Source organism: Psychroserpens sp. Hel_I_66 (genome assembly GCF_000799465.1).
GTDB lineage: Bacteria > Bacteroidota > Bacteroidia > Flavobacteriales > Flavobacteriaceae > Psychroserpens.
Genome location: NZ_JUGU01000001.1, coordinates 962,278 through 982,814, shown reverse-complemented (window position 1 = coordinate 982,814; position 20,537 = coordinate 962,278). Strand labels below are relative to the sequence as shown.

General features: G+C 35.0%; 12 protein-coding genes. 7 read left to right on the top strand and 5 right to left on the bottom strand.

Annotated elements, in window-relative coordinates:
* Window positions 1-20: 20 nt before the first annotated feature.
* A complete protein-coding gene (locus tag GQ40_RS04470; RefSeq protein WP_047546120.1) occupies window positions 21-776 on the bottom strand; it encodes an SDR family NAD(P)-dependent oxidoreductase in 756 nt (251 codons plus the stop codon).
* Window positions 777-1,012: 236 nt separating this feature from the next.
* On the opposite strand from GQ40_RS04470, the gene GQ40_RS04465 reads away from it, so the two are divergent.
* On the top strand, window positions 1,013-1,753 hold the full coding sequence (locus GQ40_RS04465) for an SDR family oxidoreductase (RefSeq protein ID WP_047546118.1): 741 nt from the start codon (window positions 1,013-1,015) through the stop codon (window positions 1,751-1,753).
* An 18-nt stretch (window positions 1,754-1,771) separates the two neighbouring features.
* Complete coding sequence (locus tag GQ40_RS04460; RefSeq protein WP_047546116.1) at window positions 1,772-3,169, top strand: NAD-dependent succinate-semialdehyde dehydrogenase; 1,398 nt, start codon at window positions 1,772-1,774, stop codon at window positions 3,167-3,169.
* Window positions 3,170-3,315: 146 nt separating this feature from the next.
* On the opposite strand, the gene GQ40_RS04455 is transcribed toward GQ40_RS04460, so the two are convergent.
* From GQ40_RS04455 to GQ40_RS04440, 4 genes are all read right to left on the bottom strand, one after another.
* On the bottom strand, window positions 3,316-3,918 hold the full coding sequence (locus GQ40_RS04455; RefSeq protein ID WP_081990172.1) for a fasciclin domain-containing protein: 603 nt from the start codon (window positions 3,916-3,918) through the stop codon (window positions 3,316-3,318).
* 161 nt (window positions 3,919-4,079) lie between these two features.
* Window positions 4,080-4,586: a redoxin domain-containing protein gene (locus tag GQ40_RS04450; protein WP_047546115.1), complete on the bottom strand. Its 507-nt coding sequence runs from the start codon at window positions 4,584-4,586 to the stop codon at window positions 4,080-4,082.
* A gap of 199 nt (window positions 4,587-4,785) precedes the next feature.
* Window positions 4,786-4,977: a cold-shock protein gene (locus tag GQ40_RS04445; protein ID WP_047546113.1), complete on the bottom strand. Its 192-nt coding sequence runs from the start codon at window positions 4,975-4,977 to the stop codon at window positions 4,786-4,788.
* Window positions 4,978-5,099: 122 nt separating this feature from the next.
* A complete protein-coding gene (locus GQ40_RS04440; protein ID WP_047546111.1) occupies window positions 5,100-5,729 on the bottom strand; it encodes a hypothetical protein in 630 nt (209 codons plus the stop codon).
* A 425-nt stretch (window positions 5,730-6,154) separates the two neighbouring features.
* Here GQ40_RS04440 and GQ40_RS04435 point away from each other — a divergent pair, with 425 nt between their 5' ends.
* From GQ40_RS04435 to GQ40_RS04415, 5 genes are all read left to right on the top strand, one after another.
* Window positions 6,155-6,607 (top strand): hypothetical protein, encoded by a 453-nt coding sequence (locus tag GQ40_RS04435; protein WP_047546108.1) that lies wholly within the window; start codon window positions 6,155-6,157, stop codon window positions 6,605-6,607.
* A gap of 257 nt (window positions 6,608-6,864) precedes the next feature.
* Window positions 6,865-8,181: a hypothetical protein gene (locus GQ40_RS04430; protein WP_047546106.1), complete on the top strand. Its 1,317-nt coding sequence runs from the start codon at window positions 6,865-6,867 to the stop codon at window positions 8,179-8,181.
* A gap of 55 nt (window positions 8,182-8,236) precedes the next feature.
* On the top strand, window positions 8,237-9,700 hold the full coding sequence (locus tag GQ40_RS04425; protein WP_047546105.1) for a gliding motility-associated C-terminal domain-containing protein: 1,464 nt from the start codon (window positions 8,237-8,239) through the stop codon (window positions 9,698-9,700).
* Between the two features lies 1 nt (window position 9,701).
* A complete protein-coding gene (locus GQ40_RS04420; RefSeq protein WP_047546103.1) occupies window positions 9,702-12,233 on the top strand; it encodes a PorP/SprF family type IX secretion system membrane protein in 2,532 nt (843 codons plus the stop codon).
* Window positions 12,234-12,307: 74 nt separating this feature from the next.
* The gene (locus GQ40_RS04415; RefSeq protein WP_047546102.1) at window positions 12,308-20,527 is read left to right on the top strand and encodes a T9SS type B sorting domain-containing protein; all 8,220 of its coding nucleotides are present in this window, start codon (window positions 12,308-12,310) and stop codon (window positions 20,525-20,527) included.
* Window positions 20,528-20,537: the final 10 nt, after the last annotated feature.

Here is a 20,537-nt window from a genome sequence, read left to right as displayed (position 1 = left end):
TGATCAATTTATTTGTTTAACTATAAACGTGGTTGCCCATTTGAGGCAGTCAAACCACCATCAACGGGAATTATACTTCCAGTTACAAATCGTGCATTGTCACTTGCTAAAAAGGCGATAACATCTGCAACTTCCTCTGGTTTTCCCGCTCGTCCCATGGCGATTCGTTTTTTGAACTCTTTCATGGTATCATCGTCCTCCATTGCGCCTTCTCCCATTTCGGTATCGGTTAAACTTGGCGCAACTGCGTTGACTCTAATACCTTTGGGAGCAAAGTCTAGAGCCAGTGCTTTTGTCATTTGATTTAAAGCACCTTTTGTGGCATCATATGCAAACGCGCCCCAATCTCCTCCCATTCCTGAAACTGATGATACGTTAACAATTGATCCCTTTGTTTTCTCCAAATGTGGTAAGGCAGTTTTTATGGTCAAAAAATTACCTGTTACGTTTATGGCAAAAACGTTATTAAAATCTTCGAGAGATACTTGATCTATAGTTCCTCCCGCAAAAACACCTGCGTTATTTACAAGTACGTCCAATCTGCCAAATTCCTTTATTGTGGTATTGATTAGATTCTCAACATCTTCAGGTTTGGAAATGTCACCTTGAACAATTAAACAATTTTCTTTTCCTATTTCTTCGGAAACCTTCTCTAATTTACTTTTTGTCCTTCCGTTTAATACTACTTTATATCCATCATTAGCAAAACGTTTTGCTGTTGCACGTCCCATTCCAGATCCAGAACCTGTAATTATTACTACTTTTTTCTTATCCATATCTTGTAATTCACTTTTGATTTTGAAAATTACTCTAAATTATTAAAAAGCGTTGAAATTCAATAACTCAAACGAGTTTATAATTGTCACTATTAAATGTATTTATGTTATGTGAAGTTTAAAAATTTCCGAAGTTAAAAAACAAATAGTGATAGTGTTAAGATAAATCACGAAACAGCAAACACACTAGCGCAAATACAGTTATCTTGAAGTAGGAATACTAATTAAAAAAAATTATGAATTTAGAAAACAAAACAATTATAATCACTGGAGCATCCAGTGGTATCGGTGAAGCCACAGCAAAAAAATTAGCAAAACATGGTGCCAATGTTGTACTTATGGCAAGAAGCGAGGACAAATTAAAAGAATTACAAAAAAACATATCCAACGATGGCGGAAAAGCGTTAGTCGCAACTGGCGATGTGACGAAATCTTCAGATTTTAAAGCTGTTGTGGAAAAAGCGGTGAAAGAATATGGTACTGTGAACGGATTGATTAATAATGCAGGATTGATGCCATTGTCTTACATCGAAAAATTAAAGACAGATGAATGGGAACAAATGGTGGACGTCAATATTAAAGGTGTATTAAATGGTGTATCGGCAGTACTTCCTAAGTTAAAGGAAAACAAGGGCGGTAACATTATAAACATCTCATCAATGGCAGCTCACCAATATTTTCCTGGTGGAGCAGTGTATTGTGCAACAAAATCTGCTGTAAAAATGTTTAGTGAAGGATTGCGCCAAGAATTGGCTCCAAAATATGGAATCAACGTCACGTCCATCGAGCCTGGTTCAGTATCTACTAACTTGACAAGTACCATTACAGATGAAGATATTAAAGAAAAAATGCAAGGTATGCTTGAGATGACCACCTTAGAAAGTGAAGATATTGCTAATGCTATATATTATGCCTTATCTCAACCAGACCGTGTGAACATCAACGATGTCTACATCGTACCAAGTGAACAACAATAATAATTAAAACAATAAATTATGGGAACAGAAACAAAAACAAATACATTCGAAACAATAAATCCGCTTAACGGGAAAACCTTAGAAACTTATGAGTATATGAGTGACAAAGAGGTGGACTCTATCATTGAGAAATCTCACGAAGCTTTTTTAGAATGGCGATTCAAATCGTTTGAAGAGCGCGGAAAAATCATTAAATCTATTGGTCAAGAACTTAAGAACTACAAATCTGAGTTATCTGAAATTATGACCAATGAAATGGGAAAATTACTCAAACAGAGTCATCAAGAAGTAGAACTTTGCGCTGCAATATGTAATTATTGTGCTGAGAATGCTTCGGAAATTTTAAAGAATGAAGAACGTGAATTGTCTGATGGAGGAAAGGGAATAATCACCTACTCACCTATTGGAATTATTTATGGTATTCAACCATGGAATTATCCATCATACCAAGTGATAAGATATGCAATCACCAATCTCATGGCTGGTAATAGTGTGCTTTTAAAACATGCAGCAAATGTGACAGGAACTGCTAAATTGTTAGAAAACTTATTTAAGGCTGCAGGATTGCCTGAAGGATTATTTACAATTGTAGTAATTGACCATGATCAATCTGATAATATCATAAATCATAAATTGGTTAGAGGTGTTACTCTTACCGGAAGTCCAGATGCAGGTAAAGTAATTGGAAAAAAAGCTGGGGAACAACTTAAAAAAACTGTTTTAGAATTAGGTAGTAATGATGCTTACCTTGTTTTAAGTGATGCAGATATTGAACTAGCAGTTGAGAAATCTGTACAAGGTCGTATTTATAATAATGGAGAAACCTGTATTGCTGCAAAACGTTTTATCGCAGTAGAAGCTGTATACGATAATTTTAAGGATGCCTTTGTAAAAGCAATGAATGATTTAAAAATGGGAGATCCTAATGATGAAAATATAGATTTAGGACCGATGGCCAGAAAAGACCTTAGAGAAAAGATCCACGAACAAGTTACAGAAAGTGTTGATAAAGGTGCTGAAATCTTATGTGGTGGAAAACCAAAAGATGGCGACGGATTTTTCTATCCTGCAACCGTTTTAGGTAATGTAAAACCAGGACAACCCGCTTATGATGATGAACTGTTTGGACCTGTTGCTTCATTAATAAGGGCAATAGATAATGAAGATGCGATGAGAATTGCTAACGACAGTAGATTTGGATTAGGTGGAGGCATCTTTTCAAAAGATGTTGATGGCGCAATCAAATTAGCAGAAAAGCATTTTGATACTGGTATGGTATTTATAAATAGCTTTGGTCTAGCAGAACCTAATATGCCTTTTGGTGGTGTTAAGGATTCTGGCTATGGAAGAGAGCATGGTGGTTTTGGAATGAAAGAATTCGTAAACACTAAATCTATTTTAATTAGTAAAGATTAATAATAGAACCATAAAAAGTAAAAACACCCATAATATAAACTGTGGGTGTTTTTTTACATCCTAAATAGACTGTTCATTAAATTAGAATTGTTTTAAGGCATAAAAAAAGCCAGCTAAAAGCTGGCTTTATATATTACTAATTGTAATTATTTAGGCATTACAACTGAATCAATTGCATGAATAACTCCGTTAGAAGCAGCAACATCTGCCATAATTACTGTTGAAGTTCCTCCTGTAGCATCAGTCAACATAACGTTTGCGTTATTTAAACTTAATGTGATTGAACCTCCATTTACTGTGTCTACAGTAAATTTTCCATTATTCTTATTGATAGCATCAATTACCGCAGCAGCTTCATATTTTCCTGAAACTACGTGGTAAGTAAGAATTCCAGATAATTTACTTTTATTTTCTGGCTTTAATAATGTCTCAACAGTCCCATCAGGTAACTTGTTAAAAGCATCATTTGTTGGTGCGAAAACTGTAAACGGTCCATCACCACTTAATGTTTCAGCTAAATCAGCAGCTTTCACAGCAGCCACCAAAGTTGTAAAGTTATCATTGCCTACAGCTACTTCCACAATGTTAGGGGTAGTTTGCGTTTCAGACATAGCCATGTCTTCTTCCTTCTCCATTGTTTCAGTCTCTGTTGTCATAGACTCTTCATTGTTTTCTTTTTTTGTCTCAGCACAAGAAGCAAAAAGCATACCTGTAACTGCAATTATTGATAGTGTTTTTAAAAATTTCATAATATTTGGTTTTGTTAATTATTTCTTTAAAGGTAATAATAATCATTCATTGTTTAATACAATTAACAAAATCTTAAACAAAATTATTGTTTTGAGTTAAGATTTGAGTCGATTAAACATGTGATCGTCCATTAAATATTTGATAATTAAATCTTTCGCGATTATGCTTCCCCTCGAGCTGGATAATCTTTGTTAATTACAAAATCTAACGATTTTAAAAGATCTTCAATTTTGGGTCTTGCAAATGGCATTGTTTGAATTGAAGATGCGTACAGGGTTTGATCTGGTCTAATTAAGAATAATGCAGGTTCAATAAAATGCTTTGGCTCATCTTTTATACCTTCGGAAATGTAAAGTCCCCATTCCCGAGCCTCTTCAATAGGAAACTCGTAACCAACAGGTACTTCTGCAATATCCCATTCCTTATAACTTGCTTTAGCTACCTCTTCTTTATCAGAACTTATAGCAATAACATTGACACCTTTTTCAGCAAATTTTGATAAGTGCTGTTGTAATGTTTCTAAATAAGATTTACAAATTGGGCAATGCTTACCTCTGTAAACAACGATTAAAGAAAATTCCGCTGGATTTTGATCACTTAATTTCCATTTGGCATCATTCACTAAATTAATTTGAATATCTGGAGTTTTGGTTCTTGGTTTTATCATAGTTCTAATTTTATGAGTTTTAAAAATGTTATTTTCAGCTTTAAATATTTTCAAGCCTTATTGATAAAGATAAATTCTTAGATATACATATGATTGCTCAAATGCGATTATGATTACCGTAATTAATTAAACTTAATTATAGAGCAAAAAAAAAGCCCATCAATTAATGATGGGCTTCCATAAAATTTAACGGTATGTATTAAATCACTTTAACGTTTACTGCGTTTAATCCTTTTTTTCCTTCTGAAAGATCGAATTCTACTTCATCACCCTCTCTAATCTCGTCGACTAATCCAGAAATGTGAACAAAATGTTCTTTGTTTGAACCTTCTTCAGTGATGAATCCAAAACCTTTGCTGTCATTGAAGAATTTTACTGTTCCTTTACTCATTGTAATATAATTTATTTATTAATTATGCAAATATAGACAATTATAATGCCACGAACGGTATAATTTACATAAACCTTTGATTTATTTATAGATAATATCTTTTATGGGACACCTAGATTATCTTATTTCATAGAAACCATTGTATCTTCAAGCACAATGTTTTTTTCAACTATTAAAAGATCATCTTTTGTTACAGGTTTAAGTATTCGTGTAACATCTCCTTTCTTAGTAATTTTTTTACGACATAACTTTGTCAACAAAGGATCATCGTCAAAAAGAAAGGATTCTAGGTCATAAGCTTGCTTAGAAGGTGCTTTCACAGTAGGAAACAATTGCTGTAATTGGTTATAGCGCCTGTCATTACCTGGTAAGAATGTATAGAACGTATAGTGACCATCTGCATTTGTAATTGCCCAACCTCTATGGTAAACGTAGCGTTTATCATTTTCCATTCTCAACTCAAAATCCCCGTTCTCATCAGCCTGTTCTATATAAATGATCACATCTTTTGCAGGTGTAATACCATCACTTGTATATACAGTACCGCTAATTTTTAGTTTTTGCTGTTTGTTTACAAAATCAGGAATCGTGTCTGTTGTAGTTAATTCTTTACTACCGTAATCATAAATTGGATGACGATCGATATAATCTTCTTTTTGCTCTTCGGAAATTTGCGTTGGTTCTTGTGCATTTAAATGTAGATTAAATAATATTACGAAAACAAAAGAACACTTGGTGATAAGATTTTTCATGAGATGAAACAATATTGAGTTTCATCAAATTTCAATGATTAATTTCTTAAATCCTTATAAATCACATGAATGAACAAATTTTACGATAAAACGAATAGGATTGTAAAATATATCGATTAAACGTTAGACATATTAACCGACAGAACTGTAAATATCCATCGACAAAATTCTAAATTTCCAAAATTGAATACTATTAAAATTGAGAAAATTTAACTATAAAAATGTAGTTTTAAAAGGCAGAAAAAGCAAAAATTTAACAATGTATTTTGTCGATAAAAAATGCTTTTAAACTAGTAAATAAGCCTTTTATCCAAGAAATATGCATTTCATACCTTAAAATATTTTAGAAAAAATTGTAAATTTGCCTTGGTTATTTTAATAATTTACCTAGATTTGTTTCACCTAGATCTATAAAAAACTAAAAAATGAAAACAAAATCTACTTTATGCATCGCTGCTTTTTTTCTTATAATTAGCTTTTGCTTTGCGCAAAAAAAGGATGCTCCTGTAACTATTATTGACGGAAAAGTAAATATTTCTAAATACCATAGTCACGATCAATTAAGTAAAATGTCTAAGGGAGATTTATTGAACTTATATAGTGAACGTATTAAAGTAATAGTTAATATTTTACCGAATATTGCGTTCGCAACTAAGCCTGGTGTTACAATGTCCTCATTAGGTATTCCTGAAACTAAGGAAAATAAAAAAGCTTTAGAAACCAATCAAGAAGCCTCCAATGAATATTTTGATAGTACCATAGAATTTCAAAAGAAAATCTTGCCTTATTCAGATACTCGTGATTTAATTGCTGCGATTTTATTTTATGAAGAAACATTAAAATCTCTGCATACCTATAATGATTTTAAAACCGATTAATCTTTCTAATCAATTTCTACCTAATTAAGCTTCAGTAATTATTATTGAAGCTTTTTTTTATGTTTTAAGTTCAAAAATTCGAGAACATATTCTTCAAAAAAAATATGAAATCAAATATCAATCAAAATTATGTAGGTAAATTCTCTATAATCATATTTATTAATGTATTTCGTCGATATTTTTTGCGTTTCGTAAGATTTCTTCCTATGTTTGGTTATATAAATGTGCCCATAATCTAAATAACGCATTAACCTATTATGAAAAAAATTACTTTTATCACGCTTATCTCGTTATTGGTATTCAATAATGTATTTGCTCAGCAAGAAAAAGGGATTACTGGTTATAATAATTGGCTAAATCCTTGGACAGAATTTAAACCTAACAATGTAAATTACAGTAAGCCTACTGAAATCCTTTCTGGTAACATTACAAGAGACAAAAAATTACTTAAGAGAAATGTTTACTTATTGTCTGGTGATGTGTTTGTAACAGATAGCACAACACTTACCATAGAACCAGGAACTGTCATTATTGGCGATTTCAAAACAAAGGGATCACTCATAATCAGCAAAAACTCTCAGATCATTGCAGAAGGAACCCAAACAGATCCAATCATTTTCACATCCAGCCGAAGTGTTAAGAAACCTGGAGATTGGGGAGGGCTGTTTATTTTAGGAGATGCACCAACAAACAATTTTGGTGGAGAATCATCTTTAAATTATGGTCTAAATCCTTCATCTTCTAGAACTCTTCTTTATGGAGGGAACAACCCAGATAGTAACTCTGGCATACTAAAATATGTTAGAATTGAATTTGCAGGAAAAAGAACACGTGATTTTGGTTATTTAAATGCTCTTACACTTGCAGGTGTCGGTCAAGAAACAATCATTGAGAATATAATGGTAAGTTACTGTGAAGGTAATTCTTATTATATAATGGGAGGTAAAATCATTTTAAATCAACTCGTTTCGTACAAATCCAGTGGTAACGATTATAAATTTAACCACGGGAGTCAAGTTTGGATTTCAAATTCATTGGCTATAAGATCCCCTTATATATCTGGAGCAGAAATTACAAGAAGTATTTACGCAGCAGATTATGACATTAAGGATGATACAGATTTCTCTAAAGAACAAACCTATATAGATGCTAAAAACTTAACACTCATTAATTTAAGTTCAGATTTAAAGCAGGATATGTCTCTTGGCTTAGTAAACGAGGCTATATACATTGGATCTGATGTCTCATTCTCTATAGACAAGAGTGTGATTTCAGGATTTAACCCTGCTGTAATACTTGATGAAAAAATAGCTATAAATAATGAGAATCTAAACAAGTTGAAATTTACACGAACCTACTTCAATAATTGTAAAGGGAATATTTATAGAAATGGTTTTTCTAATAATGATGATTTAGAAAACTGGTATGGAAGTAGGGCTTTTGATAATGTCTATTCTAAAGGTCCAGATGAAGAAACATTTATAGATGTAAAAGACACATCTCGTCCAGATTTTAGATTGCGAATCAATGGTATTATTGCATCTAGCGATTTAATTGATGACGATGAAGATTAATGATAACTAATCAATAACTCTAGCTTATAGAAAAAAAAATACGTCCCCAACCAAAATGCACCTCAAACAAACTACAAATAAACTCTACTTATTTTTAAGCATTAGTTTCCTTTTTTATTTAGGAAATCTTAATGCTCAAATTGTTATTGGGACACCAGGTTTAGGTTTCTCTCAGGCATGCGCAAGTGAGTCTTTTAACACCTATAGTACCACATTTGTATTTTCTCCGGAAAGCGGATTAGACTCATCCAATCAATTTTCAATTGAATTGTCTAATGCTGAGGGCGACTTTTCTGATGCAACCGTTATTTTTACATCCAGTGCTGGAGCAATTACAACATCGCCAGCAACTTTGAATTTTTCTCTTCCCACTAACACGAGTGGTGAGAATTACAGAATTAGAATTAAAAGTAGTGCTCCACTAGCAACCAGTTCTGGTTCTGCTAGTTTTGCTGCATATTATAAAATTCAGGATTCACCTTTTACAATCAATAATTTAGTCTCGACAGGTGTATATTGTGCTGGTGGCAGTTATTTACTAACCATAGATAATCCGGGAAATGGATCTAACGATTCACCGCTCAACTACCCTAATCTTTCCTTTAAGTGGTTTAAGGAAACAGGTCCAACAAGTTCGGTTTTTGTTTCAGAAGGTAATTCACTTGTTGTTAGTCAAGAAGGGACTTATTTTGTAGAAACCAATTATGGTACATGTACATCAGACTCGTTTTCCAATAGAGTTTCAATTTCCGAAGTAACAACAGGAAGCGCAGATGCTGGTATTTCTTCAAGTTTAGGTAATCCATTTTGCCCAAATAATGATATGACGACATTAACCACAATTACAGGTAATGCTTACCAATGGTTTAAAGATGGTGAAGTTATCGCAGATGCCACCAATCAAATGTATGAAACGAGTACTTCTGGTACATATGCAGTACAGGTCGATTTAGGTGAATGTATGGCAGTTGGAGTTATTGAATTGGTGAGCGAATTGTTTGATGCCTCTATTAATGTTGATGAAATAAACACGTTAGAAGATGGAGAATCACTTTCAGTTGAAGTGACAACAAACGCAAATGCCCCAGACTACAAATGGTATTTAAATGATAACATAATTGCAGATATTTCCGAAGCAAATTACAATGCCACAGAAATTGGAATCTATAAAGTCATTGTAACCGAAAACTCAGGATGCATAGGTTCAAGAGAATTTACATTTGAAATCGAAGAAGCATTTGATCCTTTTCCAGAAGTAGAAAATATACCAAATGTAATCAGTCCCAATGGAGATGGGATCAATGATACCTGGGTTATCCCAACACAATATGTTAGTGGTACAGATACAGAGGTCATGATCATGACCAATAGGGGAAAAATCGTATTACAAACCAATGATTATCTCAATAACTGGCCAGAAAGTGATTTAGGCCAGACAAGTATTAATCAAGTATTTTATTACATCATAACAACACCAAATAACGACGTTAAAAAAGGGTCAATAACCGTAGTTAAATGATATGAAAACACTTCTTTTTGTTTTAATATTATGTTTCTGTTCTATACAGATGTTCTATTCTCAAGAAGATGATGGGGTGGTCTCACTTAGCCTACCAATGAGAAACTCTTTAACTTTTAACCGTTATGTCATTAACCCAACATTTAGTTTTGTAAGAGAGCAAAATAAATACATTAGCATCTCCAACAAAAGGGAATGGGTAGATTTTGAAAATGCACCCCTCACCTATTTGGCAAGTTACTCAGGACGATTTGGAGAAAACATTGGCGCTGGATTAGGACTGTTTCAACAAAATTATGGTGTGCTCACAACATTTGGAGGTAATCTAAACTTTGCTTACAATGCAAGATTGGCCAGAGATAGTAACTTAACTTTCGGTCTTAATATTGGAGCTTATAAAAGCGGAGTAAATACCGGCAATGTAGTCACTAATTTTGATGATCCGTCGTTACAAAATGTACCAGAGAATTTTTTGTTGACCGTTAATCCGGGAATCAATTATGGGACAGGATTTATTGACTTTGGTGTTTCCATCAACAACCTTGCACTTTACAATTTTCAAAACTCAACACTTATAGAGAACAATCCAGAACAAGGCATTCAAGCCCATGTCATGTACACTGGTTATATGATGTCCACTCGCGGATTTTTTGACGAAAGTAAATTTACAGGTTTAGTTAAATCTGAATTTAAAAAAGAAGAAACCATCCTCTCTGCAATGGCAATGCTAACAGTACCAAAAGGGATTTGGGCACAGGTTGGATACAATTCGGTTTATGGCATTCATGGAGGTTTAGGTATCAATATTACCTCACAAATCGCTTTAGAATATAATTATGAAATGGCTACTGGTGATTTATCTAACTTCGGAAATTCGCACGATTTCACATTAGCCTACAGATTTAAAAATAGAGACCGCTACAATTATAGTGGTGATGACGAAGTGAGCGGATTGCTAATTTCTGATAAGAAAAAAACAAAAGTTGCCAAAGTTTCAAAACCTAACACGAAAAAGGTAGAACCTGTTGTTTCTTCGGAAAGCGAAGCCGACGTTGCTGAACAATTGGCAGAAGCACAAAGATTAAAAGAACAACAAGAAGCTGAAGCTAACGCTAAATTATTAGCAGAGCAGAAAGCTAAACAAGAAGCTGAGGCTAAAGCCAACACAATTCAACTTGCAAAAGAAAAAGCAAATAAAGACGCAGAAGCAGCAAGAAACAAACGTTTAGCACAAGAAGAAGCAGATACACAAGCTAAACTGTTAGCCGACCAAAAAGCAAAAGAACAAGCAAGAGCAAATCAATTAGCAGAAGAACAAAAACTAAAAGCACAGGAAGAAGCAAGAGCTAAATTACAAGCAGAGCAAAATGCAAAACGTCTAGCTGAAGAAAGAGAAAGACAAGAAGCTGAAGCCAAGGCAAAACTATTAGCACAGGAATTAGCGCAACAAGAAGCTGTAGCTCAAGCTAAATTATTGGAAGAACAAAAGGCCAAGGAAGCTGCAGATGCCGAAGCTCAAATTCTTGCTGAACAAAAAGCTAAAGAAGAAGCACTACTTCAAGCCCGATTAGCAGCAGAACAAAAAGCTAAAGATGATGCAGAAGCTCAGGCAAAATTACTAGCAGAAGAACAGGCAAAGGAAGAACTTATTTCTAACCCTAAAGATGACATAAGCAAAGCAATGTACGCTATCACTCAAGAAACCGAAGATTCAAAAACAGAGCAAGCGGAATTGTTAAAACGATTTGACGACATAGTTGAGATAAAAAATAATGATTTAAAAGATTTAAAAGAAGAAAATGATTTAAGTGAGCAAGGTATCACTGTTGATCCAAAACCATTTAAAAGTATTACCGAAGAAAACAACAGATTAGCAAATATCAAATCAGAGCTTGATGATGTCATTGCTTCTAGAAATGAAAAAATCAAAGACTTAAAAGCGCTTTACGAAGATAAGTTTGATAGTGACACATTAGTTAACGATGATGTATATCTCTATTATCAAAAAGCATTAAAGCGTTTAGAATCTGAACAATTAAAAGCTACAAAAGCAAAAACTGTATTAGAAACACGATTAGCAGATATCAAAGTCGCTACAGAATTTGAAAGAAGACGTCGTATTAAAAAAGCAGCATTTGATAACGAAGAAGACCGTTATGCTCAAGATAGAGCTGCATTGCAAAACATAAAGCAAATTACAAGCTTAAGCAATACAGCGCTTACTGAGGATGATTTCGATTTTGGACAACAACAAAGTGATAATATTCAAATTCTTGAAAATGTCCCAAATGTTGATAATGGCTATTACCTTATCGTTGCAGTACATACAGATGTTACCAAGCGAAACGAATTTGTAAAGAATGTTGTTGCTTCAGGACGTGAAGATGTTGACTTTTTCTATGATGTTAAAACAAGTAAATACTATATATATTATGATAAGTTTGAAAGTATAGAACAAGCAAATGAAGCACTAAAAGCAAAAGGTAATAGACCTTATAACAAAAAGATGTCCCTCGTCAAAATAGAAAATTAATTAAGTAACAAGGCTATATTCCTAAATCAACACTGCCCTTGTTGATTTTGGAATAAAACAAAAATATAAGTCCCATGAAAAAACCTACTTTTTCTCGCATAGTAATTATTGTGACACTGCTATTTATTGGACTACAATCCTACTCACAAAATTATGAACCTTTTACACCTAGATTCAATCAAGATTTAAAAGGAGATATTGTATTAATTGGTAACAACATACTTGGACCAAATAATGATGCATTCAACGATAACACAGTCTATAATCATAATGTCGATATGCAATATATTGATATTGATGGTGATGCATCAACATTTAGTTCGTCCAGTGCAGACCTAGAGATTCCAAATCCTAATTGCTATAGAATAATTTATGCAGGATTATATTGGGGCGCAGTTAACCCTGGCGATGAACCAATAACCAATGTAAAATTTAAAGGCCCAATTGGAGGCTATAATGATATAACAGGAACCATTATTTACGATGCCAATGGCACAACAGTAGATGGAGGTGATAGTTTTTCTTATGCTTGTTTTGCAGATGTAACCGATATTGTAACCAGTTTTGGCTCTGGTACAGATTTAGGAACTTATACTATTGGAAATGTGTCTTCTGCGGAAGGAGAAACAGCTAATTTTAGTCCATATAACGGAACAGGTCAATCTGCTGGATGGTCATTGTTCATTGTTTATGAGGATCCTACACTGCCAGGAAAGTCTATTACAAGTTTTGATGGTTTTAGCGCAATTAGTGTTGCAGGAAGCAACACCGAACTGGATATTCCTGTAGATGGTTTTAGAACCGTGCCTGCTCCTGCTCCTGTTAGAGCAAATTTTGCATTTGCAACCTTAGAAGGTGATAGTCCAATTTTAGGAGATCGCTTAAGATTAAATGGAATTAGTTTATCTACTGTTGATCGTCCTGTGTCTAACTTTTTTAATAGTTCGGTTACACAGCTGGATGCAACGCCTGTAAATAATAGAGTCCCAAATAGTACAAACACCTTAGGTTTTGATACTGGTGTAATGGCGATTCCAAATCCTGGAAATTCTGTAATTGCTAACGATGCTACTTCCGCAGTTATACGATTAGAAACCAGTGGTGATACATATTTTCCTTACTTTTTTGCATTTGCAGTTGATATTATAGAACCTAATATCGTACTCACAAAGATTGTTGAAGATGACGCAGGAAATAATATTGGAGATGAGTTCGTTGATCTTGGTGCTTCTTTAAATTATGTCATCGGTTTTCAAAATACCGGAAATGACAACGCTACCAATTTTCAAATTAGAGATGTTTTACCAGTTAATATCATTTTTAATTACCCTGAAGATTTAGTGCTTCCAGCTGGAGTGACTGTCGTTAGTTATGATCCTGTTACCAGGGAAATTATTTTTGCAATAGAAGATTATTTGGTAGAAGAAGGCGATCCTGTGTATGAAATTAGAATTGAGGTACAAGTCGTTGACGAATGTAATCTTTTAGTAGATGCTTGTACAAATATTATTAGTAATCAAGCTTTTGCATCTTATAACGGTTTTTTTAATCCAACATTTGCAATTACAGATGACCCAAGTTTAAGCAGTAATACCGGATGTTTATTTTCCCCACAAGCCACTAATTTTTTGGCAGATCTAGATTGTCAATTTACAGAAAACCTCATACTTTGTGGTAGCAGTTTAGATATGACTGCTGCAAATGGGTATGATTCTTACACTTGGTCTACAAGTGATACAGGAACTCCAGTGATCGGGACAGGACAAACAATTACCGTGACAGAAACAGGTACCTACTACTCTTTCAATAATGCCATTGCACCTTGCCAATCTATAGTTCAAGAATATGTTGTTGAGCTTTTTGGTGCAGATATTGAAAATCCAGTAATACCATATGCAGATGAAGTAGTAACATGTCCCAATGATGGAAAACTATTACCAAACATATTTTTATGTGGAGTGAATGATTCAAGGGATATTATAACTAACATCTCTGGAGCGTCTTCTATAATTTGGGAACAATTGGACGAGTCCAGTTGTGATGCAGTAACTAATTCAGACTGTGCCAACGAAGATGATTCTTGTACTTGGAATGAAGTACAAACCGGACCAAATTATCTAGTAGATACAGCAGGCCAATATAGATTAACAATCAACTATTCTGGTGGTTGTTTTGTACAGTTTTATTTCAACGTATACCAAAATGTTTTAAACCCTGCGGTTGTTGCAACAGATATTATTTGTACAACGCCTGGTAGTATTACTGTTTATGACGTGCCTTCTGGTTATGAATACAGTCTTGATGGTGTAAATTACCAGCCAAGTAATGTATTTTCAATTGATACCGCTGGAACCTATACTGTTTACATTAGACAAATGGATGTACCAACAAACCCTTGTGTTTTTAGTGTTCAAGACGTATTGATTAGAGATCGCGATTTTACAGTTTCTACCACCATAACCCAACCATTATGTCATGGAGACAAAGGCAGCATACAATTGGCTGCTAATGATGTTGATCCCCAATATTCTTATACATTAAGTGAAGGTGGAACACTTGTAAATAGCGTTGGGCCAATTTTAGAGAATACTTATACTTTCGAAAACCTAAATACTGGAACATATACCGCAACCGTTGAAACCGAAAATGGTTGTTTTTATTCCGAAGAAATTATAATAATTGAACCTCCTTTATTAACAGTAACTGCTGCAATAACAGTTCCTTTAACTTGTGAGGAAGGTGAAATAACAATTTATCCTGAAGGTGGAACGCCTCCATATTTCTATTTTGTTAATGGAGCAACAGATTTCCAGACCGTTCCAGAAATTGTGGTCACCACTGCTGGAGTTTATGATATCTTGGTTGTAGATTCTAATAACTGTAGCGCAAGTACAACAATTACTGTTGAACCAATTGCACAACCAGAATTTACAATTGTTGCCACAGATATTGCTTGTGGTGGCAATGGTAATACAGGAACAATAACCATTGATGTTACAGCTACAAATGGAAATAGTCTAATGTACAGTATTGATGGTGGAGCAACTTTCACAAACTCACCAGTATTCACGGGACTTACTGAGGGTGACTACGACGTGGTTGTTGAGTATTCTATTGGAGGCTCAGTTTGTGGGACAGAATCCCAAACTGTGAGTATTATTTCTGAGGAAGCTGTTTCTGGTACTGCGGAATTGTCATCACCATTCACTTGTACTTCCGAAGGAACAGTAACCGTTACTGGAGTTACTGGAGGTGATGCACCTTATACGTACAGTATTGATGGTGTGAATTTTCAAACAAGTAATGAATTTACAAATCTAACCGCAGGAACTTATACCATTACCATAAAAGACGCTAATGATTGTACAAGTATTACGAATGATATTGTGGTTGAAGCGCTTAATCCGCCAACAGATTTAACGTTTGATAATACACCAATCACTTGTCCGTCAAACACAACAACTGTAACTATTACTGGTGTTACGGGTGGTATAGGTGCTTTAGAATATCAAATTATAGCACCAGCTGCAAGTGCAACAGCATACCAAACAAGTACAACTTTTGCTGGATTGGAACCAGGAACCTATACATTTCAAGTAAGAGATGAAAATGATTGTGTTTATAGTGAATCTATTACTATTGATCCAATCCCAACGCCTACTGCAAATGCGGTCTTGACGCAAGATTTAAATTGTACATCCAACCCAGATGCACTAATTACTGGAAATATCACTGGAACAGCTCCTTTTACTTATGCTGTTTCCATAAATGGAAGTGCGTTTAATGATTTGGGAGCTACAGCTTCGCCATTTAACTATACAACGGGATCGGATGGAACATACCAGTTTCAAATCACAGATGCCAATGGATGTACTGCTGAAACCAATATTATCACCATAAATCCATTATCACTTCCTGCACTAAGTGCAGTTGTTCAAACACAAGATATACTGTGTAATGGAGATTCAAACGGGTCTTTAGATATCACAATTGATACTACCACAGGAACGCCACCTTTTGTGATTAATGTAAATAACGATTCTACTGGAACAGATTACGGTACGCAAACTTCAGGATTAACCGCAGGAACTTATACAGTTACTGTCACAGATGCTAATCTTTGTATTGCTTCGGAAACGATAACTATTAACCAACCAGACCCTATTGTATTAGATTATGATACGGTTGATATTACCTGTACCTCTGGAGGAGTTTCTCAAGGTTCAGTCATAATAAATTCAGTAACTGGTGGAACAGCGCCATACAACTACTTTGTAACTGGATCAAATGGTTATGAAAATTCCGAATTAAATAATACAGGTTCAACATCTGTTAGTTTTGATGTTGTTGATTTTGGATTATACGAAATCAACATTGTTGATGCCAATGGGTGTTCAGTACTTACACAAGACGTTTTAGTAGCTTCTCCTCCAACCGATTTAGATATAGATATTACAACAACAGTAGATTGTACAATTGGTGGTGAAGCGGTAGTAAGCATTGGAAGTACATTATCAAGTGCAGGACCGTTCTTCTTCGCAATTTATGAAGGAGCTACTACAGAATATCCTAATCCTGCTGGAGCTTGGATTCCAGAGGATACCGCAGGAAGTCAATCTGCAACATTCACTGGTTTGACCTCTGGTGTCACTTATACGTTTATTGTTTATGATGCTTCAACACTTTGTAGTTATTATGAGCCTGCAACCACACCAATCCCAACAAATTCAACATTATCCTTAAGTGCTGTAAGTTCAAATAATATCACATGTACAGGAAATGATGATGGCAATGTAACGTTTACGGTGAATAGCATTTATGGATCTAACGTTGATGTAGTTTATGAAATTTTTGATTCCTTAACTCTAATTTCAACTGGTATTACCGGTTCTGGAACAGTTCCAGCAAATGGAAGTTTAACGGTAACAGATTTAGGACCATTACCTTTTGGGAATTACTTTGTTTCAATAACAGAAACTTCGGGAACTAATGCTGGTTGTGGAGTAGTAACTGCTCCTTTCAATATTACTGAATCTGCAATTGCATTGAGTCTTGATGTTTCCGTAGATGGAAATGCCAATTGTAATCCTAACTCAGGCGTTATTAGTGCTGTAGCTCAAAACGGAACTGCACCTTACGAATACCAAATAACTACAACTGCTACGCCTCCTCTAGCAACTGATCCTTCTTGGTCTTCAGCAAGCGTATTTAATGTAGATGCTGGAGATTACTTTATTCATGCTATTGATGCTTATGGATGTATTATAACGAGTCCCGTGACAACAGTTGCAATGGATGCAACACCAGTAATTTCGGCATCTTCAAGTAATATTTGTACCGTGGAAGATGGTGAATTTGAGATTGATGTTATTTTAGATACTGCTGGAGTTGGACCTTATAGTTTTAGTATTAATGGTGGCGCTTTTCAAATACAAAGTGTCCCTTTTACGATTTCAAATTTATTTTCTGGAGTTCATACAATTGAGATTAAGGATGTGAACGGTTGTGGCAATTTGGTTACAGTTGATATTCCTGCACCAATAGGTTTAACACCAGACATCACGACAATGCCATCATGTAATAATGACGACGGTAGTATTACTGTAACAGGTTCAAATGGTTCTGGTTCTTATGCTTATAGTATTAGCCCTAATCCTGGTACTATAATCTTAACAGGAAATACTTTTAATGGGGTTCCATCTGGAATTTATGTTATAACAATTACGGATACTGTTACATCATGTACCGAAGAAGTTACTGTTTCTTTACCCGAAGCTGTACCTCCAACAATTTCTACAACAGCAACATCACTCATTTGTTTTGATGATGATGGAGAATTTGAATTAACAGTGAATGGCTATACGGGAACTTATACTTATGAGGTTTTTGATAACTCTGGCGCATCGGTTACAGGAATAGTGAATGCGGATACATCGACAAATCCATTATTGGTTGGCGGACTTTCAGCAGGATTCTATACTGTAGAAATGACAGAAACCAGTGCTCCTTTTTGTTCTGCAACATCAACGTTCGTGATTGCATCGCCTCAAGAAGCTTTAACACTTACAGCAACTCAGACGTCTGATGTTTCTTGTGATAATAGTCAAGGTACTATCAACGCAATTGCCAGTGGTGGTTGGGGAGGTTATCAATATGAATTAACTGGAGCTGCAACGGTAGCATTTTCACCAAACGGTACATTCACAGACCTTGCTGCTGGATCGTACACCGTAAATGTTATTGATGCCGAAGGTTGCGTAGCTTCCGTAGATATCATTCTTGTTGAACCAGATCCTATTGATGCAACATTTACACCAAACGCATCTATATTATCATGTTTTGGAGATCAAGACGCATCGATTACAGTTACCAACGTAACAGGTGGTGAAGATGACGAATATATTTACACACTCAATACAATTTTACCAACGCCTTCCAGTTCTGGTCCACAGACTTCAAATATTTTCGAAAACCTGGGTGCTGGTACTTATACGGTTACAGTTAGTGATGGTAATGAATGTGTTCTAATTTCTTCGGAAATTGTCATCACCCAACCTACGCCTATTGATGCTAATTTAGTCTTGGCTTCCACTCAAACTTGTGATATAGAGTCTACACTTACGTTAAGCGCTACCGGTGGAACTGGCAATTATGAATATAGCGACAATGATTCTTTTACATCTATTTTAGGAACATTCTCAACGTCTACAACATTTTCTGTTCCAGTAGGTACATATCAATATTATGTAAGAGATGCCAATGGTTGTGTTGCCAATGTTTCTAATGGTATCACAGTGGATCCATTGTTACCCTTAGAGATCAATTTGATGTCTACGAATCCTACAATTAATTGTTCTGGTGACAATACTGGATCAATTGTAGCTGATGCCCAGGGAGGATTGGGAGATTATATATATACATTAGAAGATACTTTAGGCAACACTATTGATGCTACGCAACTTACACCTGGAGTTTTTACAGAGCTAGTTGCGGGAACTTACATAGTAAATGTTGTGAGTGGTGATTGTGAAACTGCTTCTGCACCAATTTCAATTACTGAGCCTACTGCCCCTTTAACTGTTGAATTTACTGTTAACGATGTGACTTGTAGTGGAAATAATGACGGTGTACTTACCATTAATGCTTCTGGAGGAACTGGTACCATTAGGTACGCCATTTCTCCACAATTGGATCAATTTTTTGAAACTAATATTTTTGAAAATCTAGCTCCAGATACTTACACGGTAATCGTTCAAGATGAACTGGGATGTTATGAGATTTTTGAATTTTCAATTAACGATCCAGAACAAGTTATTTTAAGCATTGTCCCAGATTCTTTATTTGAAGAAACGTGCGAAGGTGAAAACAATGCAGAATTCAGTGTTGATATTTCTGGTGGCTCATTGCCTTACAGTATTAGTTTAGATGTTTATGATGGACCTTATACAACAGGTTCTGCTGGACAAACGGTATTTGATTTTACAGATTTAGCTGGTGGAGACCATGTTGTATTTGTTCGAGATGCACAAGGTTGTGAAACCGAATGGAATATCTCTTTCCCAGAGTCGGTAAGTTTTGAGCCAACACTTGAAATCGAGTATGCATGTGATAATAACGCTACGGTTAATACAGTGACTGTTATTGTGGATGAAGATTCGGTAGATCTTTCCGAATTGGATTATTCATTAAATGGCGGAGAATTCCAAATAAGTAATGTTTTTGAGAATGTTGTGCCAGGAACAGATCATTATATCGAAGTGAGACACACTAACGGTTGTATAAAAATGACCGAGCTTTTCAATATCACAGCATTTGAACCACTATCACTCATTCTAGAAGAAGGAGATGAAGCTGGTGAAATAATCGCCATCACTACAGGAGGAACTGGAGATTACCAATATACGCTTAATGGTGAGGACTATGGCAACACGAATGTTTATATCGTTTCCGAAGAAGGTACTTATACAGTTGTCGTTACAGATAGCAGTGGCTGTCAAGCTACAGCGAGCATAGAATTGGAATTCTTAGGACCGTGTATTCCTAATTGGTTTACGCCTAATGGAGATGGTACTGCAGATACTTGGGCTCCAGGTTGTGTTGAAGATTATCCTAACTTAACCTTTGACATCTTTGATAGATACGGTCGTAAAGTGGCAACTTATAATGTTGGTCAATTTTGGGATGGTAGATATAATGGCCAAGAGCTTCCTACTGGTGATTACTGGTATGTTGTGAAACCTAACAGTCCGTTGCTTGAAAAAGATTATGTAGGACATTTTACACTTTACAGGTAATCAAAAACCC